Genomic DNA, 20,688 nt, shown 5'->3' on the forward strand with positions numbered 1-20,688 from the left:
CCGGCGCCGCTAGGGTGGCGCCGTGACCGACCACCGCACCGATCCGCCCGTCACCGCCGACGAGGTGGCTACGCTGCGCGGCTTCCTCGACTTCCACCGCGACACGCTGCGCTGGAAGACGTCGGGCCTCGACGCGGCCGAGCTCTCCCACCGGCTCCGGCCCTCGTCGATGACGCTCGGCGGGCTGCTCAAGCACCTCGCGTTCGTGGAGTCGAACTGGTTCTCCGAGGTGCTGCTCGGTGACCCGCTCATGGCGCCGTTCGACACCGCCGACTGGGCCGAGGACCGCGACTGGGACTGGACGACGGCGGCGGGCGACTCCCCGGAGGAGCTGCGCATGCTGTTCGACCGCGCCGTCGCGGCGTCCGACGCGATCCTCGACGACGCGCTCGCCGACGGTGGCCTCGACCGGCTGAGCGTGCGAGCGGACCGCCACACGGGCGAGCGATGGAACCTGCGCTGGATCCTCGTCCACATGATCGAGGAGTACGCCCGGCACAACGGCCACGCCGACCTGCTCCGCGAGGCGATCGACGGAACCGTCGGCGAGTAGCGCGACCAGCGCCGTGTGCACGACAGGGTCGCGGTCGCCGGGTCCGGACGCGGTCGTCTCGTGGAGCCGGCGGGGTACGGACGACGGTTGCCGCGAGCGGCGTCGCCCGGGACCATGGCCGCGTGACCGCTCCTGAGCAGCCCTCGTCCGTCCCTCCCTCGCGCCGTCCGAGCGTCGCGACCGTGGTCCTCGCGGCGCTCGTCCTGGTCGGGGTCGCCCTGCTGGCCGTCGCGACCTGGGTCGCGAGCCGCCCGACGGCGTCCGGATGGTTCGCGTACGCGCCGCTGTCCGGCACCACGTTCGTCCCCGGCGGGGCGTACCCGCTGGGTACCGCGGCGCTCCTCGCCGGCGCGGGCGCGCTGCTCGTCGGAGGAGCGGTCGGGTTCGTCGTGGGCCGCCGCAGCGGCCCGGCTGCGGTGGTGGGCTCCGGGACGACCGGACCCGGCACCTCCGGCCCCGGCGGTGCCGCGGGCCCGGGCGAGACCTCAGGTCACGGTGCCGACGAGGCGCCTGCCGGATGAGCGCGCGCGACGACCTCGTCCTGCTCGACCTCGACGGCACGCTCACGGACTCGGCCCCCGGCATCCTCGCGTCGGTGCGGCACGCGTACGGCGTCCTGCGGCTCCCGGTCCCCGCCGAGGCGGTGCTCCGCGGCTTCGTCGGCCCGCCGCTCGGGGACTCGTTCGCCGCGCACGGCGTGCCGCACGATCGCGTGGCCGACGCCGTCGCCGCCTACCGTGACGTGTACGCGGCCGGGAACCTCCTCGACAACGCGGTCTACCCCGGCATCCCCGCGTGCCTGACGGCACTGCGCGGCGCCGGGCTGCGCCTCGCCGTCGCGACGTCGAAGCCGGAGCCGATGGCGCGGCGGATCGTCGCCCACTTCGGGCTCGACGCGCACCTCGACCGCGGCCTCGACGACGTGTTCGGCGCGACGCTCGACGGCTCGCGCAGTGCCAAGGCGGACGTCGTCGCGCACGCGCTCGCGTCGCTCGACGCCGCTCGGCGCGTGGTCATGGTCGGCGACCGCGAGCACGACGTCCTCGGCGCCGGCGTCCACGGGATCCCGTGCGTGGGGGTCGCGTGGGGCTACGCGCGCCCGGGTGAGCTGACCGCGGCGGGCGCGACGGCGGTCGTCAGGACGCCGGCCGAGCTCGCGACCGTCCTGCTCCACCGGGCGCCGCTCGCGGCCTGACCGGACACCGCCGGCCGTCGGCGACGCGGGCCGATCGTGCCGGAGCGGACCGTGGGTCGCCGCTCAGGCGCGGGCGACGACGAGGACGGGCGCGAGCAGCCCGGCGCGGGTCGCCGCGACGTTGTTCCCGATCCGCGTCACGAACTCCTGACCGAACACGACGACGCGCCCGTCCTGCTCGGGAACCCCGCCGGCGGCGAGCGCCGCGCGCCGGTCCTCGACCCGCAGGACGTCGAACCCGGCGGCCGTCAGCGCGCGGCTGTAGTCGTCCGGGGTCTCGACGAACGACGACCTGGCGTCGACCGCCCACGGCAGGGGGAAGGGCAGGTCGCCCGGTCCGACCCGCATCTGCTCGAACAGCCCGAACGGGCTCCCGGGGCGCACCACGCGGTGGACCTCCGTGAAGAGCGCCGCCTTGTCCGGCACGTTCATGCCGACGTGGACGAGCATCGCGCGGTCGTGCGACGCGTCGTCGCAGGGCAGCCGCTCGCCGTCGCCCAGCGCGAACGTCACGAGGTCGGTGAGACCCGTCCGCGCGGTGAGCTCGCGCGCGGCGTCGACGAAGTCCGGACTGAGGTCCACCCCGGTGACCTGGCAGCCGTGCCGGTGCGCGGCGAGCCGCGCCGGCCCCCCGAGCCCGCTGCCGACGTCGAGCAGCGTGGTGCCCGGCGCGAGCCCGAGGAGGTCGAGGAGCGCGACGGTCGTCGTCACGCCCCCGGCGTGCAGCTCGTCGTACGGGGCGAGGGCGTCGACCGTCACGGGCCCGTCGCCGGCTCCTGCTGCGGCAAGGAGGCGGGCCGCGAGGTCCTTCCCGGCGTAGTGCTGCCGTACCTGCTGCGTCGTGGCCATGGCGGCCTCCGTGCTCGTCGCGCCCACCCGCGGGCGCTCTCCCTCGACGGTACGCCCGTCGGCCCTGCCCTGCCGTGCCGGAAGCCCTGTCCGAGGCAACCTGTTGACCTTGACGTAACGTCAACTTCTAGCGTGGTGCTCGTTGCCGCACGAGGCGACCGCCGAGCCACCGAGGCCGTGAGAGGAGACAGGAGATGCACCCCGCCGGAACGACGAGCGAGCGTACGGCCGACTGGTCTATCCAGGAGGTCGCGCGCCTCGCCGGCACGACGAGCCGGACCCTGCGCCACTACGACGCGGTGGGGCTGCTGCGCCCGAGCCGGGTCGCGTCCAACGGCTATCGCCACTACGACGCCGACGCGCTCGTGCGGCTCCAGCGGATCCTGCTCCTGCGCGACCTCGGCCTCGGGCTCCCCGCGATCCGGGAGGCGCTCGACGGCGACCCGGGCGCGCGGGGCGACCGGCCGCCGTCGGGCAGGGACGCCCAGGTGCGGGCCCTGCGCGGCCACCTCGAGTGGCTGCAGGCGGAGCGGCAGCGGCTGGCGCGACAGATCGCGTCGGTCGAACGGACGATCACCACGATGGAAGGAGGTGGCGAGCTCATGGCGGACGACATGTTCGACGGGTTCGACCACACGCAGTACAAGGACGAGGTCGAGGACCGCTGGGGCAAGGACGCGTACGCGCGCGGCGACGCCTGGTGGCGCGGGATGTCCGACGACGAGCGGGCGGCGTGGCAGGCCCGCTCCCGCGAGCTCGGCGAGGACTGGGCCGCGGCGGCCGCGCGGGGCGTCGACCCGGCCTCCGAGGAGGCGCAGGCGCTCGCGCGCCGCCACGTCGAGTGGCTCGGCGCGATCCCCGGCACGCCGGGCGCCGGTGCGGCCCCGGTCAAGGAGTACGTCGTCGGTCTCGGCGAGATGTACGTGGCAGACGAGCGGTTCGCGAAGAACTACGGCGGTGTCGAGGGCGCGACGTTCGTGCGCGACGCCCTGCGCGTCTACGCGGACCTGCACCTGTAGGGCTCGTGCCCGGGCCGGGACCTCCGGCCCGGGCGCGAACCGCGCGACGTCACTAGCCTGGAACGTGGCGGGACACGGGGCCCCGCCGCCGCCAGGAGGCAGCCATGGCCACGACGTCGACGTCCACCGGCCCGGCCACGACCCGCAACGTCGCCCTCGTGGGGCACAGCGGTTCGGGCAAGACCACGCTCGCGGAGGCGTTCCTCCATCGCGCGGGCGCGATCCCGCGGGCCGGGTCCGTCGCGGAGGGCACGACCGTCTGCGACCACGAGCCCGAGGAGGTCGCGCGCGGCATCTCGGTGAGCCTCAGCGTCGCGCACCTCGACTGGCGGGCGCCGGACGGCGTCACGCACCAGGTCACCCTGCTCGACACCCCGGGGGCCCCGGACTTCGCCGGGTCCGTGGACGCGGCGCTCGCGGTGGCCGACCTCGCGGTCGTGGTGGTGAGCGCCGTCGACGGGGTCCAGTCGGGCACGGAGGAGGTCTGGCGGCGCTGCGACGAGGCGGGGATCCCCCGCCTCGTCGTCGTCTCCCAGGAGGACCGCGCGCGGGCGAGCTTCCGCACCGTCCTCGGCGCGCTGCGCGGCGCGCTCGACGCGCCGTTCGTGCCGCTCGAGCTCCCGCTCGGCGAGGAGCAGTCGCTGCACGGCGTGGCCGACGTCCTCACCGAGCGCGCCCGGGAGTACGACGGCGACGGCCGCACCCACGAGGAGGACGTCCCCGCGGACGTGCGCGACGAGGAGCACGCCCTGCACGACGAGGTCGTGGAGGAGATCGTCACGCACGACGACGACCAGCTCGAGGCGTACCTCGCGGGCGACGAGCCCGGGGCGGCGGACCTCGAGCGCACGCTCGCGCACGAGGTGCTCACGGGCGAGGCCGTGCCCGTCCTGCTCGCGTCCGCGGTGACGGGCGTCGGCGTCGACCGCGTGCTCGACCTCGTGTGCGAGCTCGGCCCCTCGCCCGCCGACCGCGCGGCCGTCGTCGCGCTGCCCGACGGCGCGGGGTCGGCGGGCGCCGACGGCTCCCCGTCGGGCGCGACGACCGAGGTCGCGGCCGACCCGTCCGGGGACGCGCTCGTGCACGTGTTCCGGACGGTCGTCGACCCGTTCGTGGGCCAGGTGTCGGTGTTCAAGGTGCTCTCCGGGTCCGTCGCGACGGGCGACCGCCTCGTGAGCACCGCGACGGGCGCCGAGGACCGCGTGCACGGTCTGTTCCGGCTGCGCGGGCGCGAGCACGTCGCGGTCGACCGCGTGGTCGCCGGTGACGTGGCCGCCGTCGCGAAGCTCTCCGCCGCCGCGACCGGGACGCTGCTCGCAGGGCGACGGATGCCCGTCGCCGCGCGCGACCTGCCGTCGCGCGCACCCGTCTACGCGCTCGCGCTGCGGCCGGTGTCCCAGTCCGACGACGACAAGCTCTCCGCCGCGCTCACCCGCCTGCGCGCCGAGGACCCGACCCTGCACGTCGACCTCACCGGGTCGCAGGCCGTGCTCAGGGGCCTCGGCGACACGCACCTCGCCGTCGCGGTCGAGCGGCTGGAACGCTCGTTCGGCGTGCGCGTCACGACCGAGCCCGTCCAGGTCGCGTACCGCGAGACCGTCACGCGCGCCGTCGAGGTCGAGGGCAAGGTGAAGAAGCAGTCGGGCGGGCACGGGCAGTTCGCGGTGGTGCAGCTCCGGGTGTCGCCGCTCCCGCGCGGCGACGGGTTCGAGTTCGTGAGCTCCGTCGTCGGCGGGTCGGTGCCGCGCCAGTACCTCCCCGCCGTGGAGCGCGGTGCGCGCGAGGCCATGGAGAGCGGCGGGCCGCACGGCTACCCGGTCGTCGACCTGCGCGTCGAGGTGCTCGACGGAAAGGCGCACTCCGTCGACTCGTCCGACATGGCGTTCCGCACCGCGGGCGGGGTCGGGGTGCGCGAGGCGCTCGCGGCCGCGGGCACCGTCGTCCTGGAACCCGTCTCCGCCGTGTCCGTGACCGTCCCGTCCGACGCGCAGGGCGACGTCATGGGCGACCTCTCCGCGCGCCGCGGCCACATCACCGCGACCGACTCCCTGCCCGACGGCCGCGTCCGCGTCGACGCGCTCGTCCCCGAGGCCGAGCTCACCCGCTACGTCCTCGACCTGCGCTCCCTCACGGGCGGGCGAGGGTCGTTCACGGCCGCCCCCGACCGCTACGAGGTCCTGCCCGGCGGCGTCGGGGCGAGTCGCTAGGGGTGTTCACCTCGACGAGTCGCGGTGTGACTATCACGAGTTAGCTGGTAGTGATGCGTGCTTAAGGGGTGCGAGTTGCTCGTTCTCGCGACTACGAATCCACGTCGGTTCGTCGACCGACGCGGCGCGCCCCACTGCGCCTCGTCGTGTAACGGCCCTACTCGGGGCGCGGCTGGTCTCCTCGCTCGCTGGTTCGTCGGCTCACGACTCGTTCCGACCCTTCCTCGCCTCTTCTCCGACCCGGTCGGTGAGTTCCTGGAAGATGGTGTGTACTCGCTCAGGGTCCTTGGCCAGCGGGCGATGCACGGCCAGAACGTAGTCCCGCACGGCGGTGTCGGCGAGCTTGCTGTGGGCCTTCTCCTGCAGGAGGGCGAGCAGGTCCGGGCCGCCCGCCTCTTGGATACCTTCCACGATCTCGATGTCTTGGAGGTCGAGGACCTGCAACGGCAGGACGTCCGGTGCGGTCAATAGATCGGCGTCGTGCAGCGCGGTGCGGATCTTCTCGGCGGTGATCGGGTTGATCGGGAATCCCTCGGTCGCCAGCACGATCGGCTGGAACACTCTGGGCCCGGCTGGTCTCGCCGTCGAGGTCAGCCGTGACTCGTCCGCACGGATCTTGTCGATCGTGGACTGCAGCTGGCGCGCTTTAGTGATCAGCAGCGTGTCGATCTCCCGGTCGATGGCACCAGGGGTACGTCCGTGCGCCGTGTCGCGGGTAGGCGAGCGGGTGGAGACGTCGAGGACGACCCAGCCGCTCGGGTAGGCGATCGCGCAGTCAGCGATCTTCACCCCTGGGGCAGCGTACGCCGTCTGTAGCGCGCGCTCGTCGTAGACGCGGCCAGCGCCAGCGACGGAGGTGATCGCCTCGGTGGCGTAGACCTCGTTGTAGTGGCGCAACCGTTCTGAGAATTGGCCGCGCCGCTTGTTGTCGCTCCTAAGGTGGGTATTGACGTCCCAGTACGGCAACCAGCTGAAGACTCTCTCGATCAGGAGCTGAGGGTCGATGACCAAGGTCATACCGTCGTCGTAGTGCAAGGCCGGGAACTGACGCAGGACGTCGGTGTTCCACGGGCCCGGCGGATTTTCCCTCAGGTGTTCCATGACCTGGCTGTAGTTCCCGGCGATCGCGTCGAGCGTGACCGTGACGGCGTCGGCGGGGATCCCGACGGCCGTCAGGGATGCATCCTGGATGGTTACCTGTCCGGTCCGCGCCGACTGCCACATCGCCAAGGTCATGATCGCGACGTGGAGCAGATCTGCTCCCGTGGCCTCCCGGTACAGGTCGGCCAGGAAGTCGCCCGGCGCAGTGGGGTCGGCAGCGGGCAGTTGGAACCAGGTCCGGTACCAGCGCGCGAGCATGGACTGCAGCGTCCGGGGCGTGTGGAAGATCTGGTTGCTGACCATCTCCCGCTGCAGCGCCTCCCCATCGACGGCGCCCTCAGACGCATTCGCGTAGTCCGCGCCGAGAAGCTCGCCCACAGCCAGCGGCAACATGACGAAGGCCGTCTCTGCTGCCTCGCCGCGCAGCGGGTCCTCCGGCATGAGCGGGCACCGTGCGGCCGCGAGGCAGGCGAGGACCTGCAGCTGCTGGGGTGTGACGAGGTGCCGGTTCTCCTGCGCTGCGAGCAGTGCCCGAGCTCTCGTGGCCTGCGGCTCGGGCAGGAGCGCCAGGTAGTCCCGATCGACTTCTGCGTAGTCGGTGGCCGCCCGTAGCCGAGCGAGCCAGAGTGCGCAGAAGAGCAGCACGTCGCCAGCAGCCACGCGTCCCAGCACCTCAAGGAACGCACGCAGGTCCGTCGGGGTCTCGTTGAGCTCGACAAGGGTCGTATACACCATGACGAGATCGATGGGCTCGGGCTCGCGAGACAGATGCTCGGGCAGGTACAACCCGGACGGAGCCAGCGAGAACGTCGGCTCGAGGGCGCGCACCGTCGTGCCCTCAAAGTACGTGGCACCAGTTTCAGGGCTCGCGAGAAACCCGTCGAGACCAGCAGGGATGCCCCCGGTCATGGCACGAACCAGTCTCTCCAACCCGTCGTCACTGCTCATGCTGCAGACCGTAGCGCCCGCCACGAGTCGAATTGCTCGCTGCCGCTGCGCGAGCGCTTCTGCAGCGCGACATGGCTTGGACATCCCGTCCGCCTCGAACACGGCGCGCGCGTAGTCGCTCGGGACCTGGCGCGGGCTACTTCGCCCCGAAGTGCGAGCTCTCGCATCAGATTCAACTCGCATTCTGTAGAACGCCGATAACGGACTTCATGTGGTTTTGTGCTGCTTGCCCGGGTTGTTCCGCGGGTTCCTCGGCGTTCCCCTCGAGCAGCGCTTCGACCTCCGTGGCGTAGAAGCGGCGGTGCCAGCCTAGGGTCCGAATGGCCGTCAGCCGACCGGACCGGGCCCAGCGGCGACCCCGTGTGGGTTGATGAGCAGATAATCGGGTCCTTGATGCCGGTGCTCGATCCCTGAGGAGCTTGATGCCTGAGAAGTCCGTCGAACAGCTCGTGCATGAGGCGCTTGATCTGTTTGATGATCAGTCCCAGCCGGTCGCGAGCCACGTGCGCCGGGCGATACGGATCGCGACACGGCGGCAGGACTACGTCGCCTTGATCCGCTTGCTGCCCGAGACGTTCGATTACACGGCCAAGGGGCCGATCGACCACCCGGCATTCACCGACGCGCGGGCGAACCTGGCTCTTCTCGTCGGTGTCGAGGAAGCCGATCGTCAAGTGCTGCAGATCACGAGACGCCACCTTCGCGGTCGGTTGAGCACCCGCGAAGGGGGTAATGTGCACGGGGCCAGCGTTGGGCAGCTCGAGGCGCAGTTGGGGCAGGTCTCCGACGCCGTGAGGCACTACTCGACGGTGCCGGGCAACCTCACGCAGATCGACACCTACTTCGTGGCGAAGAACTACGACAAAGCCACCGCCGACATCCTGCCCTACCAGGCGGACCTCCAGACCGTGCTGGAGAGGATCAGGCAGGTTGTGCACGACATGCTTGTCGAGACCGAGCGACAACTGGAGTCCGGGCAGCGTCGGCCGAGTGTCTTCGAGCGTGGTCAGGCCTACATCGAGGCGTCGCTGGCTCGGCGGGCGCCCGAAGCGCTTGCTCGGTTCAGAGCGGCCGAAGACGCGCTCGAGGAGGGGATGCCGGAGGACCTGAGCCATGCCCTCACTTCCTGCCGGCGGATGATCAAAGCGCTGGCGGATGCGCTGTATCCAGCGACAGGCGAGGCGTTCACCGGCGCCGATGGGCGCGAACGCGTCATGTCTGACGAGGCGTACAACAACCGGCTCCTGCAGTTCGCGTTGGAGAACATCGACGGGTCGACACATCAGGGGTTGGTCAAGGAGACCTTGCGGGGCCTGGGGAACCGGCTCGCCCGACTCAACGAGCTGTCCTCGAAGGGAGTGCACGACGAGGTCTCCAGTGCAGAGGCGGAGACGTGCCTGATGTGGACCTACCTCACCGCTGCGGACTTCCTACGGATCGCCGACGGCACGAGCCCACGCACTCAGGCACGCGCTGAAGCAACTGGGCAATGACCCGTCCTGGCGGACAACACCGTCACCGAAAGAGCAGGCGGGTCACCAGGTCCGTCGCGGGTCCTCGCGGATGATCCGACGAAGGGGGCTGCGCGCCGCAGCGAGCGAGGGGAAGGTCGGGTCGATCTTCGACAGCAACGACAAGATGCCGTTGAGTCGGTGACGCACCTCGACATCGAGCAGGTTGTCGTGGTGCGCGACCCGGTTACGCAGACGACGAAGAGTCTCCAGCTGGTTGCCGATCGCCTTACGGCCGGCTTGGCTCGGGTCGGCATGAGGGAACGCTCTGTGCAGCACGTCGGTCCATAGCTGCTCCTGACGGGCGGCCGACTCGGACGCGGAGATCGGGCGTATCACCTTGACCCAGGCACCGAACATGAGCTGAGCAACAATGTCGTCGTGCGTCACGCCCGCACCGTGGCGAGGGTGCTTCGGGTGTCGCTCTGCCGCTTCCTTGCCAGCCCAGTAGCGCGCATCGGCGACGGGCTTTCCCAGCACCGCGTACAGCGTGGGCGCGGCGCCACCGTTGCTCGTCCAGTCCTGGGGGTAGCCCTGGGCGGTGTTCCATGCGGCGAGTTGCGGGTCGATCGCGTTCCGGACCGCCACCTCGACGAACGACAGCTGTGCGTGCAGCGCGCCCGCGAGCTCGGTGACCCACAGGTACAGGTCGGCTGCGCGAGCTATATCGTCGTCGGCTGCGGTCAGGTAGGTGGCCAGCCTGGCTTGCCCGAGGAACGACTCCAACGTCCTTTGCCGCGTCACACGCGAGACCGTACACTGGTAGTTAGCGAGCGTCAGGCTTGGACTGGCGCACCTACCTCAGAACCCCCTCGCTTCGGCGAGGGGGTTCTTGTTTTGCGCCTCCAACTGGATCGCACACGGGTGGTTCCACGTCGTGTGGGCGGCCTCGGGCATGATCGGCCCATGCCGCTACGCATCCCGAAGTTCTTGGACACCGAGACGTTCTTCGCGTTAGCCGACTACGCCGACATCGAGGTGCCGCTCGAGCAGGAGATCACCGAGCGCACTGTGAAGAACCGCAAGGGTGGCGGCAAGCTCGGGTTCGGCAACAACGAGGTTGGAGGCGAGCGGGGCAGCGAGATCGAGGTCCAGACGAGCTATACCCTGGCCCCGAACCAGAAGGCCGCGGTCAGCAAGGTCCTGGACAAGCTCGTCGTGACCAACGAGGTCTTCACCGCGAGCGACGACGCGGTACCGGTCAAGGACCGCCCATACGTCCTTGAGGGCACCGCACAGCTGACCACAGCATCCGTCGTCGGCAAGATCTTCTACGTCCTGCTGCAGGCGATCGCCTCTGCCGAGACCTCACTGGAGGACCTCCAGGCCGCGAAGATGCCCGCGAGCGTGCAGGAGGGTCTCAAGAGCGTGTATCTCGGCAACGAGCTCGTGCCCATCCCGACCTTGTTCGAGGTCAAGGGCACGGGCCTGGAGCAGCGTGTGCTGCTCTCGGTCCCGCCGGGTCACTTCGTTGACGCTGCCGCCCCCGACCACATCGAAGGGGAGATCGGTCTGCTCGGCACAGTCGAGACGCTCGTGGACGACGGCGAGTTCATCAACGCGGAGAAGTGGCTCCTGCACGGGTGGGAGTGGATCGTCAGACGCAACCTCATGGTCAAGATGGACGACACCGTCGCCGGCCTGGCAAAGGCGCTCAACATCGACCTGCCCGTCGACGACGTCCAAGCACTCATCCCCGGTCCCGCCATCGTGCTCAACGCCGTCGCCATCTACTGACCGCCCGCCCACGATGCACGCCGTTGAGGTATCGCACTGTGCCGCGAGCAAGGACCATGGAGGGCCGGGCTTACGGTCTCGCGCGTGACGCATTCTCTGACCGGTAGGCGTGCGTGCTCGGGAGTGAACCGCCCCGGGTTCAGTGGAGGCTCTGGTGTGCCCCGGCTTCCGTGGAGTCGGATTGCTGGAATCTAGGCCACGGTGATCGTTGCTGCGTTCTCGAACCCTACGGGCGTCAGCCATCCGAGCGCGGAGTGGCGGCGCTGGCCACCGGCCGGGACGATCATTCACTCCGACCACGGAGTCCAGTTCGGTTCCTGGGCCTTCACCACGCGAGCGAAGGCATCTGGCCTCGTGCCCTCTATGGGATCGATCGGCGACTGCTACGACAACGCCGTCATCGAGAGCTTCTGGTCGCGCATGCAGGTCGAACTCCTGGACCGGCGTCGATGGCGCACCCGCCTGGAATTAGCGAACGCGATCTTCGAGTACCTCGAGATCTTCCACAACCGCCGGCGGTTCTCGATGGCCATGCCGAGCGCGTTGGTGACCAGGGCTGCGGTCGGCGCTGAGTCGATCGACCACCCGACCACGCGCCGCGAGCAGACGTCGAGCACGACGGTGCAGTACACCTTGCCCTCACGGGTGGGGTGCTCGGTGATGTCAGTGACCCACAACTCGTTCACGCCATCGCGGGCGAATTGCCGATCGACGAGGTCGGTGGAGATCAGGTCGGGCCGGGCGCGACGCCACTTCGGACGCCCGCCCACGCCCTTGAGGCCAGCACGGGCCATGAGCATCTCCACCGTGCCGTGCCAGACCTGGATGCCGTGGCCCTTGGTCAGCTCGGCGTGCACCCGCCGGGCGCCGTAGACGCCGCGCGAGGCGGTGTGGATGGTGCGGATGGTCTCGGTCAGCGGGGCGTGTCGCACGTGTCGGACCGAGGGGGCCCGCACCAGCGAGGCGTAGTAGCCGGACTCCGAGCAGCCGAGGGCCCGTACTGCCTGCTGAACCGGCAGCCCTTCACTGGCCATCACCGCGATCGCTTCGAACCGCCTTTTGGGGGCACCACCGTCCCCAGCAGCTCGCTCGCGCGCCGGTGGACCGCCAGCTCGGTCTCAAGCTCGGCGATCCGCTTCCTGGCCGCAACCAGTTCTGCCTTCTCACCGCTGGTCAGGCTCGGCTCGAGACCCTTGTCGATGCGGTCCTGTCGCCGCCAGGCGTAGATCGTCTGGTCGCTGATCTCGAGATCGCGAGCGACGTCCACGACCTTGCGGCCCGACTCGAGCAGGTCCAACACCTTGCGCCGGAACTCCGGCGGATACCCACGACGTCCCACGAGGCCCCTCCTACAGGGTCAGGTGAATCCAGTAATCCGACTCCACGGAACGCGGGACACACCAATAGATCGTCTCGTGCGAGACCCACATGGCCGGCTCGTCGGGGTGCTCGCGACGCAGCCACGCAGCGATCTGCTGCGGCGACCAGTCCAACTCGAGCCGCGACAGCACCACGGTGCGCAATCGCTCGTCGCCGGCAAGACGCGGAATACGACGACGTTTGGCCTTCACCCGGGCCCGCTCGTCCGCGCGCGTAGCGCGGTAGGCGTCGCGGCCACCGTTACGGGCGATCTCGCGCGAGACCGTCGACGCAGACCGACCCAGCCCTTCGGCGATCACCCGGGCAGAGAGACCAGCGGCGATCCCACGCGAGATCTCCTCCCGTTCACAAGGACTCAGGTGTCGCGGCGACCGTCTCGGCAGCGAGGGCCGCACTCCGCCGTGGCGCAGCAGGTAGCGGCGCACGTTCTGCTCCTGGAAGGCCAGCCCGATCGGCGATTCGCCGCAACGACTCGCCCTCGCCCCACGCCTGCCATACAACATCCTGTATCGCTGCAGGCAGCGACGTCACCACACCCATCCCAGCCTCCACGACCACGCATCATCCACCCTCGTGGTGCGTTGGTGGGTTGAGACCGCCGTCGTTTCAATGGCAGGGATGAGTTGTCGCGAACCGCCCAGCACCCTTGACCATCCGTGGCCCACGCGTCGAACCGCGACTCCTCGCCGCGAGCGCTCGGTGTCGTGAGCGTGAAGCAGCGGCAGCGGAACGCTGGCTGGTCACCAGTGCACCGGCGTCGCGCGCAAGGAGCCGTCCTCACCGGCGGATGACACGGCGACGAGCAAAGTGCCTGACAAGTGACCACGTGGACGCGGTGCACGGCGAGGCATCGGCCGTGAACCCCATAGCTGAGCGGTTGCCGCTGCCGACCGCCGTCAGCGGCGCGGCAGGACGATCGGTGCGCCGCCGCCGGGGTGGTCGACGACCTCGACGGGGTAGTCGTAGACGTCGCTCAGCAGCCCGGCGGTGAGGACGTCGCGCGGGCCGCCGTCGGCGACGACGCGCCCGCCCGCGAGGACGGTGACCTGGTCGGCGTACGCGGCGGCGAGCGAGAGGTCGTGCACGACGACGACCACGGCACCGCCCGCGGCGGCGTGCGCCCGGGCGAGCTGGAGCACGAGCTCCTGGTGCTTGAGGTCGAGCGCGGCGGTCGGCTCGTCGAGCATGAGGAGCGTCGTGCGCTGCGCGAGCACGCGGGACAGCGCGACGCGGGCCTTCTCCCCGCCGGACAGCGACGTGAAGTGCCGGTCGGCGAGGTGCCCGACGTCGGTCGCGGCGAGGGCCTCGGCGACCGCGGCGTCGTCCTCGTCCTCGAACGGGGTGCCGCGCCAGGGCGAGCGGCCCATGCGCACGACGTCGACGGCCGTGAACGGGAAGCTCAGCGAGACCTGCTGGAGCATGACGGACCGGCGCAGGGCGAGCTCGGTGGGCGTCCACGCGCGCAGCTGTCGGCCGTCGACGACGACGTCGCCGGCCTCGGGGACCAGATCGCCCGTGAGCACACCGAGCAGCGAGGACTTCCCGGCCCCGTTCGGGCCGAGCAGCGCGCGCACCTCGCCCGCGCGGACGTCGACGGACACGTCGCGCAGGATCGGCGCCTCGCCCAGGGTGAGGGACACGCCGTGCGCGGCGGTGACCACGTCGCCGGGCGCGGCCGGCCGGGGGAGGCGGGGCCGCCGTCGGGCACCGGTGACGGCGGTGCGCAGCGCGCCGAGGAACGACGATCCCTCGTGGCGGAGGTCGCTCATGCCCAGCCTCCCTGGCGCGAGCGCGTGCGGCGCAGCAGGTAGAAGAAGAACGGCCCGCCGACGAGCGACGTGATCATGCCGAGCGGCAGCTCGACGTTCGCGACGGCGCTGCGCGCGAGGAGGTCCGCGGCGAGCAGCACGACGGCGCCGCCCAGCACGGACGCGGGGACGAGCGTGCGGTGGCTCGGCCCGCACACCATGCGCACGAGGTGCGGCACCACGAGCCCGACGAACGCGATGATCCCCGTGAACGCGACCCCGGCGGAGACGAGCAGAGCGACGAGGACGATCACGAGCTGGCGCAGCCGCTCGACGTCGACCCCGAGGTGCTGCGCGGCGCGCTCGCCCAGCGCGAGCAGGTCCATCTTGCGCCGCACGAGCATCGCGCCGGTCACGCCGACGACGGCGATCGGCAGGACCACCGCGACGGACTGCCACGTCGCGCCGCCGAGCGAGCCGAGCTGCCAGAAGACGATCTGCTCGCGCGCGGCCGGGTCGGCGACGAACGTGAAGAACGCGAGCATCCCGCCCGCGAACGCGTTGACCGCGATGCCCGTGAGGACGAGCGTCACGACCTCGGTCCGGCCGCCGGCGCGCGCGAGCGCGTAGACGACGAACGTCGTGACGAGCCCGCCGGCGAACGCCGCCGCGGCGACCCACGTGCCGGGCACGAGCGCGCCCGCGGTGACGATGACCGCGCACGCGCCCACGGCCGCGCCCGAGGAGACCCCGATGACGCCGGGCTCCGCGAGCGGGTTGCCGAACACGCCCTGCATGAGCGCGCCCGAGCACGCGAGCGCCGCGCCCACGACGATCGCCAGGACGACGCGCGGGAACCGCACGACCCACAGCGCGTTCTCGCCCTGCGGGTGCGACGGCATGGGCCCCCAGTCGAGCCCGACGTGGTGCGCGAGCGAGCCCAGCACCTCCGCGGGGGACACCGGCACCTGGCCGGTCATGCCGGACACGATCGTGAGCACCGCGAGCGCGACGCCCAGCCCGACCATGAGCCAGCGTGCTGCCCGACGGCGCTGCTGCCCGACGGCGGGACCCACCCGGGCGGATCGACCTCCCGGGCGCGGGGCGTCGTCGGGCGCGGGGGCGTCCTCCGTGGCGCCCGGCGGGCGCGTCACCGCGCTCACGACGCGGGGAGCTCGGGCGCGGGCACGCCGTAGAACGCCTCGACGAGCGACGCGATGGTGTACCCGGTGCGGGGGCCGAACGTGAGGAGGCGCGAGCCGTCCATGTCGACGACGCGCCGCGCCTCGCCCGCGGGCGTCTGCGCGAGGCCGGGGATCGCCATCATCGCGTCGAGCCCGCCCATGGACTCGAGCCCGTCGGTCATGACGAGGTAGGCGTCGGGCGCGGCGCTGATGATCGCCTCGCTCGTGACCGGCGCGTACTGCTGCGTGAGGCCGATCGCGGTCCCGGCGTCCTCGCCGCCGATCTCGCGGACGAGGTCGTCGGCGCCGGAGCCGGGCCCGAACAGCATCTTGATGTTCGCCCCACGCAGGTAGAGGAACGCGACGCGCGGCGTCCCGGTGTCCTGCGGCACCGCGGCCAGGGCCGCGCAGATCTGCCGGTCCGTGCGCTCGACGAGCGCCTCGCCCTGCTCGGGCACGCCCAGCGCGGTCGCGACGGCGCGGATCCGGTCGTCGACGCCGTCGAGCGTGCGGGCCTCGTCGAAGTACACGACGGGGATGCCCGAGCTCTCGAGCTGGCCCCGCACGTCGTCGGTGAGGATCGTCGCGTCGGTGAGGATCACGGAGGGGTCGAGCCCGAGGATCGCCTCGACGTCGAGCGCGTGCCCCGCGCCCGTGACGACGGGGACGTCTGCCGCCTCGGGGAAGCCGGTCGGCAGGTCGCGGCCCACGACGTTCGCGCCGAGCCCCAGGCTGTAGACGATCTCGCCGAGCGTCCCGTACAGGTCGACGGGGATGATGCGGCTCACGTCGGTGATCTCGACCTGGCGTCCGTCGACCGACTCGACGGTCACCGGGAGCTGCGGCACGGGCGCCTCGGCGACCGGGTGGATCGCGTCGTCGGCGAACGTCGCGCTCGTGGGCCCGGTGGGGAAGGACGCCGGGTCGACGTCGGTCCCGCCCCCCGCGGCGCGGGACGCGTCGAGCGTCGTGCAGACCGGCGCGCCCGTCGCCGCGTCGGCCGTCTCCGCGGGCGCCGCCTCGACGGGCGCGGCGTCCTGGCTCGCCTCCGCCGACGGCGTCGCGGGCGGCTCGTAGGGGAGCGGCGCGCACGCGGCGACGAGCCCCAGCACGACGCCGGCAGCCGCCCCGGCCAGGCTCGTCGCCGCGCGTCGGGACCTGCGCGTGGTCGAGGGCGCGCTCGCCGCCCGGGTCGACGAGTCGCTCGGTCGCTGCACGGCGCGGGCACGGTGACGCATGGGGAGATCTCCAGGGGGCAGGTGCGCTGGGGCGGCGCGACACGGCGTGGTCGTCGCCAGGCCCGGGTAAGACGAGCCTAACCTGACTTCGAGGAAATCCCGACCGTCGTCCATGTCACCTCCGTCACCACGTGCCGGGCCTGGCACCATAGGCGGGGTGGGACAACACTCGGCGCGACGACGCGTCACCCGTTACACGCTCGGCCACGACTCCGCGCACGTCTCGAGGCGCGAGGACCAGCTGACGGTCGAGGAGCCCCTCGAGGTCCGCGTCGACGGTCGGGTGCTGACCGTCACCATGCGCACGCCGGGCCACGACCTCGAGCTCGCGCTCGGGCTGCTCGTGGCCGAGGGCGTGGTGCACCACCCGCACGACGTGCGCACGGCACGCCTGTGCACGACGGCCGACAACACGGTCGAGGTGACGCTCGCCGAGGCGGCCCGGCCGCGCGCCGTCGGCCTCGCGCGGGCGCTGCCCACGACCAGCGCGTGCGGGCTGTGCGGCGCGGACAGCATCGACGCGGTGCGGACCCGCTCCGCCCACGCCCTGTCCGACGACGGGCCGGACCTCGACCCCGCCTGGCTCCTCGGCCTGCCGGACCGGATGCGAGCCGCCCAGGTCGTGTTCGCGCGGACCGGGTCGCTGCACGCGGCCGCGCTCGTGGACGTCGAGCGCGACGAGCTGCTCGTCGTGCGCGAGGACGTGGGGCGGCACAACGCGGTCGACAAGGTCGTCGGGTGGGCGGTCCAGCGGGGCCGCCTGCCGCTGCCCAGCACGGTGCTCGTCGTGTCCGGGCGCGCGGGGTTCGAGCTCGTGCAGAAGGCGTCGACGGCCGGGATCCCGGCGATGGTCGCCGTCTCCGCGCCCTCGACCCTCGCCGTCGACCTCGCGGTCGAGGCCGGGATCACGCTCGCAGGCTTCGCCCGAGGTGACTCGATGGTCGTCTACGCGGGCGAGCACCGGGTCCGCGCGGCGGCCCCGGGCGCGACCGCGGTCCCGCGCCCGACGGCGGTCCCGGCATGAGCGGGCCCGGGGACGAGCTCCGCGTCGGCCCGCCCCAGGACCACGCGGCCGGACCGGAGGCCGTGGTGCGCACGCTCCTCGCGTCGGTCCGGGAGATGGGCCCCGCCCGGGCGGCGCGGCTGCTCACGTCCGCGAACCAGAAGGACGGCTTCGACTGCATGAGCTGCGCCTGGCCGGACCCGGCGCACCGCAGCCACGCCGAGTTCTGCGAGAACGGTGCGAAGGCGATCACGTGGGAGGCGACGCCGCGCACCGTGCCGCGCGAGTTCTGGGTCGAGAACTCCCTCACCGACCTCGCCGGGCGCGACGAGTACTGGCTGGGGCAGCAGGGCCGGCTCACCGAGCCGGTGCACAAGCCGGCGGGCTCGGACCACTACGAGCCCGTGACCTGGGAGCGCGCGTTCGAGATCGTGGGGGACCGGCTGCGTGGGCTGGGGTCCCCCGACGAGGCCGCCTTCTACACGAGCGGGCGCGCATCGAACGAGGCGGCGTTCGTCTACCAGCTGTTCGTCCGGGCGTTCGGCACCAACAACCTGCCCGACTGCTCCAACATGTGCCACGAGTCCACCGGCACCGCGATGCTCGAGACCATCGGGATCGGCAAGTCCACGGTCTCCTACGACGACTTCGCCCGGGCCGACCTCGTCATCGTCATGGGGCAGAACCCGGGCACCAACCACCCGCGCATGCTCACCGCGCTCGAGGGGACCAAGCGCGCGGGCGGGTCCGTGGTGTCGGTGAACCCGCTGCCCGAGGCCGGGCTCGTGCGCTACCGCAACCCGCAGACCGTGCGCGGGCTCGTCGGCCGTGGCACGGACATCGCGGACCGGCTGTACCAGGTGCGCCCGGGCGGGGACATGGCGCTCCTGCAGGCGGTGTCCCGCCGCGTGCTCGACGCCGAGGACGCCGCCCCGGGGACGGTGCTGGACCACGCGTTCCTGCGCGCGCACACCCGCGGCCTCGACGCGTTCCGCGCGCACCTCGCGCACCTCGACGAGGACGCGGTGCTCGCCGCCACGGGCCTGACGCCGGCCGACGTCGACGACCTCGCGGCGCGCTACCTCGCCGCGGACCGCGTGATCGTCACGTGGGCGATGGGCCTGACGCAGCAGCGCAAGGGCGTCGACACGATCAAGGAGATCGTCAACCTGCTCCTGCTCCGCGGCCACATCGGTCGGCCGGGCGCCGGGGCGTCGCCGATCCGCGGGCACTCCAACGTGCAGGGCGACCGGACCATGGGCATCTGGGAGAAGATGCCGGACTCCTTCCTCGACGCGCTGGGGCGCGAGTTCGCGTTCGAGCCGCCGCGCGCGCACGGCGCCGACGCCGTCGAGACGCTCCGGCGCATGCGTGACGGGCGCATCCGCGCGTTCGTCGCGCTCGGGGGGAACTTCGCCGGCGCCATCTCGGATACCGCGGCCGCCGAGGCGGCGCTGCGCGGCACCGACCTCACGGTGCAGATCTCCACCAAGCTCAACCGCTCGCACGTCGTCACCGGGCGCGAGGCGCTCATCCTGCCGACGCTGGGGCGCACCGAGGTCGACGTGCAGAAGAGCGGGGCGCAGATCGTCTCCGTGGAGGACTCGGTGTGCGCGGTGCACGCGTCGCGCGGCAAGGTCGACCCCGTCGCGCCGGGCCTGCGCAGCGAGGTGGCGATCGTCGTCGGCATGGCGGAGGCGACGCTGCGGGGTGGCCCGGGCGCCGACCCGGCGCCGGGGATCGACTGGGCGGCGATGCGGGACGACTACGACGTGGTGCGCGACCACGTCAGCCGCGTCGTGCCCGGGTTCGAGCGGTTCAACGTCGACGTGCGGCGCCCCGAGGGGTTCGTGCTCCCGCACGGCCCGCGCGACTCGCGCACGTTCACGACGCCGAGCGGGCGCGCCGAGATCACGGTCAACGAGCTCGAGCCCGTCGAGTGCCCACCGGGTCGCCTGATCCTGCAGACGCTGCGCTCGCACGACCAGTTCAACACGACGATCTACGGGCTGTCCGACCGGTACCGGGGCGTGCGCGGGGGCCGCGACGTCGTGCTCGTGCACCCGGACGACCTCGCCGAGCTGGGGTTCGCCGACGGCGACCGGGTCGACGTCCACGCCGAGTGGCCCGGCGAGCCCGACCGCGTCCTCGCCGCCCAGCGCGTGGTCGCCTACCCGACGGCGCGGGGGTCGGCCGCCGCCTACTATCCGGAGGCGAACGTCCTCGTCCCGCTCGAGAGCACGGCCTACGGGAGCAACACGCCGGTCTCGAAGTCCGTCGTCGTCCGGTTGCACGCCGCGAGGTAGAGCCCCGGTCCGGCTGCCGGGGTCGCGGCGGGCTCAGCGGTGGGCGGCGCCCAGGTCGGCGAAGAGGTCGCTGTTGAGGCGGAAGGCGTGCTTGGCCTCGGCGACGGTCTCGTCGAGCTGCTCGGGCGTGAGGACGAGGCCGTCGAGGCGCTCGCGGTAGACGTCCTTGAACGGCTTGGACTTGGGGATCTCGACGAACGTGTAGAACGCGAGGCCGTCGCCCGAGAGGCCGTAGTGCCGCTCCAGCATGCGCTTGATGATCTGCCCGCCGGAGAGGTCGCCGAGGTAGCGGGTGTACGCGTGCGCGGCGTAGGCGGGCAGCGACGCGCCGACCGTGCGCAGGCGCGCGACGTAGCGCTCGGTCGCGGGGTGGAGGGTGATGCGCTCGGCCCAGTCGGCGCCGACGAGGAACGTGAGGTCCTTCTCGATCTCGGGGGTGCGCGTGAGCTCGTCGAAGACCAGCGTGGAGCCCTGGGCGTCGGCGCGGATCGCGGCGCTCGCGTCCTCGAGCGCGCCGTAGATCGCCCACTGCTGGGCCGCGAGGTCCGCGTACGCCGAGACGTCGAGCTGCCCGGACATGAGCCGCTCGACGAACCCGGAGCTCTCGGCCCGCTCGTGCTCGGGGCGCGTGCCCTCGCGCAGGCGCTGGGACAGCGGCACGGACTCGTCGGTGCGGTCGAGGTCCTGGGTGAGAGCAGTCACGGTGGCT

At 72.0% G+C, this 20,688-nt stretch carries 18 protein-coding genes and 2 pseudogenes; 10 read left to right on the forward strand and 10 right to left on the reverse strand.

Features of this window, described 5'->3' with window-relative positions:
• Window positions 1-22: 22 nt before the first annotated feature.
• The 3 genes from NHH00_RS11685 (at window position 23) to NHH00_RS11695 (ending at window position 1,748) form a co-directional block, all read left to right on the forward strand.
• Window positions 23-553 (forward strand): DinB family protein, encoded by a 531-nt coding sequence (locus NHH00_RS11685; RefSeq protein WP_253052271.1) that lies wholly within the window; start codon window positions 23-25, stop codon window positions 551-553.
• A 122-nt stretch (window positions 554-675) separates the two neighbouring features.
• A complete protein-coding gene (locus NHH00_RS11690) occupies window positions 676-1,074 on the forward strand; it encodes a hypothetical protein (RefSeq protein ID WP_253052272.1) in 399 nt (132 codons plus the stop codon).
• Window positions 1,071-1,748 (forward strand): HAD family hydrolase, encoded by a 678-nt coding sequence (locus NHH00_RS11695; protein ID WP_253052274.1) that lies wholly within the window; start codon window positions 1,071-1,073, stop codon window positions 1,746-1,748. Before NHH00_RS11690 ends, NHH00_RS11695 begins: the two co-directional genes overlap by 4 nt.
• Before the next feature lie 63 nt (window positions 1,749-1,811).
• Here NHH00_RS11695 and NHH00_RS11700 read toward each other — a convergent pair whose 3' ends face one another.
• Window positions 1,812-2,597, reverse strand: coding sequence for an SAM-dependent methyltransferase (locus NHH00_RS11700; protein ID WP_253052276.1), 786 nt, complete (start codon window positions 2,595-2,597; stop codon window positions 1,812-1,814).
• A 194-nt stretch (window positions 2,598-2,791) separates the two neighbouring features.
• Here NHH00_RS11700 and NHH00_RS11705 point away from each other — a divergent pair, with 194 nt between their 5' ends.
• Both NHH00_RS11705 and NHH00_RS11710 read left to right on the forward strand, forming a co-directional pair.
• On the forward strand, window positions 2,792-3,616 hold the full coding sequence (locus NHH00_RS11705; protein WP_253052278.1) for a MerR family transcriptional regulator: 825 nt from the start codon (window positions 2,792-2,794) through the stop codon (window positions 3,614-3,616).
• 104 nt (window positions 3,617-3,720) lie between these two features.
• Window positions 3,721-5,823, forward strand: a complete 2,103-nt coding sequence (locus NHH00_RS11710) for an elongation factor G (RefSeq protein ID WP_253052280.1) — start codon at window positions 3,721-3,723, stop codon at window positions 5,821-5,823.
• Between the two features lie 201 nt (window positions 5,824-6,024).
• Here NHH00_RS11710 and NHH00_RS11715 read toward each other — a convergent pair whose 3' ends face one another.
• Window positions 6,025-7,872, reverse strand: a complete 1,848-nt coding sequence (locus tag NHH00_RS11715) for a hypothetical protein (RefSeq protein WP_253052282.1) — start codon at window positions 7,870-7,872, stop codon at window positions 6,025-6,027.
• Between the two features lie 422 nt (window positions 7,873-8,294).
• Here NHH00_RS11715 and NHH00_RS11720 point away from each other — a divergent pair, with 422 nt between their 5' ends.
• Complete coding sequence (locus NHH00_RS11720) at window positions 8,295-9,365, forward strand: hypothetical protein (protein ID WP_253052284.1); 1,071 nt, start codon at window positions 8,295-8,297, stop codon at window positions 9,363-9,365.
• A gap of 42 nt (window positions 9,366-9,407) precedes the next feature.
• Here NHH00_RS11720 and NHH00_RS11725 read toward each other — a convergent pair whose 3' ends face one another.
• Entirely contained in the window at window positions 9,408-10,127 is a 720-nt protein-coding gene (locus NHH00_RS11725) for a hypothetical protein (protein ID WP_253052286.1), read from the reverse strand.
• 162 nt (window positions 10,128-10,289) lie between these two features.
• Here NHH00_RS11725 and NHH00_RS11730 point away from each other — a divergent pair, with 162 nt between their 5' ends.
• Complete coding sequence (locus NHH00_RS11730) at window positions 10,290-11,120, forward strand: hypothetical protein (RefSeq protein WP_253052288.1); 831 nt, start codon at window positions 10,290-10,292, stop codon at window positions 11,118-11,120.
• A gap of 261 nt (window positions 11,121-11,381) precedes the next feature.
• Window positions 11,382-11,639, forward strand: a pseudogene (locus tag NHH00_RS11735) (transposase); the annotation flags it as partial.
• A gap of 50 nt (window positions 11,640-11,689) precedes the next feature.
• Here NHH00_RS11735 and NHH00_RS11740 read toward each other — a convergent pair.
• From NHH00_RS11740 to NHH00_RS11765, 6 genes and pseudogenes are all read right to left on the reverse strand, one after another.
• Window positions 11,690-12,154, reverse strand: a pseudogene (locus NHH00_RS11740) (IS3 family transposase); the annotation flags it as partial.
• Window positions 12,154-12,459 (reverse strand): transposase, encoded by a 306-nt coding sequence (locus NHH00_RS11745; protein ID WP_253052290.1) that lies wholly within the window; start codon window positions 12,457-12,459, stop codon window positions 12,154-12,156. The pseudogene NHH00_RS11740 and the gene NHH00_RS11745, both read right to left, overlap by 1 nt.
• Window positions 12,460-12,469: 10 nt before the next feature.
• Entirely contained in the window at window positions 12,470-12,925 is a 456-nt protein-coding gene (locus NHH00_RS11750) for a helix-turn-helix domain-containing protein (protein WP_253052292.1), read from the reverse strand.
• 471 nt (window positions 12,926-13,396) lie between these two features.
• The gene (locus NHH00_RS11755; protein ID WP_253052294.1) at window positions 13,397-14,269 is read right to left on the reverse strand and encodes a heme ABC transporter ATP-binding protein; all 873 of its coding nucleotides are present in this window, start codon (window positions 14,267-14,269) and stop codon (window positions 13,397-13,399) included.
• Entirely contained in the window at window positions 14,266-15,276 is a 1,011-nt protein-coding gene (locus NHH00_RS11760; protein WP_253052519.1) for a FecCD family ABC transporter permease, read from the reverse strand. Before NHH00_RS11760 ends, NHH00_RS11755 begins: the two co-directional genes overlap by 4 nt.
• 131 nt (window positions 15,277-15,407) lie before the next feature.
• Window positions 15,408-16,649, reverse strand: coding sequence for a heme/hemin ABC transporter substrate-binding protein (locus NHH00_RS11765; protein ID WP_253052296.1), 1,242 nt, complete (start codon window positions 16,647-16,649; stop codon window positions 15,408-15,410).
• A gap of 178 nt (window positions 16,650-16,827) precedes the next feature.
• Between NHH00_RS11765 and fdhD the strand changes: the two genes are divergently transcribed.
• Both fdhD and NHH00_RS11775 read left to right on the forward strand, forming a co-directional pair.
• Window positions 16,828-17,694 carry a formate dehydrogenase accessory sulfurtransferase FdhD gene (gene fdhD, locus NHH00_RS11770; RefSeq protein WP_253052298.1) on the forward strand — a complete coding sequence of 289 codons (867 nt, stop codon included), beginning with the start codon at window positions 16,828-16,830 and terminating at the stop codon, window positions 17,692-17,694.
• Complete coding sequence (locus NHH00_RS11775; RefSeq protein WP_253052300.1) at window positions 17,691-19,979, forward strand: FdhF/YdeP family oxidoreductase; 2,289 nt, start codon at window positions 17,691-17,693, stop codon at window positions 19,977-19,979. Before fdhD ends, NHH00_RS11775 begins: the two co-directional genes overlap by 4 nt.
• Window positions 19,980-20,012: 33 nt before the next feature.
• Here the strand turns inward: NHH00_RS11775 and NHH00_RS11780 are convergent, their stop codons facing one another.
• The gene (locus NHH00_RS11780) at window positions 20,013-20,681 is read right to left on the reverse strand and encodes a biliverdin-producing heme oxygenase (protein WP_253052302.1); all 669 of its coding nucleotides are present in this window, start codon (window positions 20,679-20,681) and stop codon (window positions 20,013-20,015) included.
• Window positions 20,682-20,688: the final 7 nt, after the last annotated feature.

Source organism: Cellulosimicrobium cellulans (genome assembly GCF_024124905.1).
Lineage (GTDB): Bacteria > Actinomycetota > Actinomycetes > Actinomycetales > Cellulomonadaceae > Cellulosimicrobium > Cellulosimicrobium cellulans_G.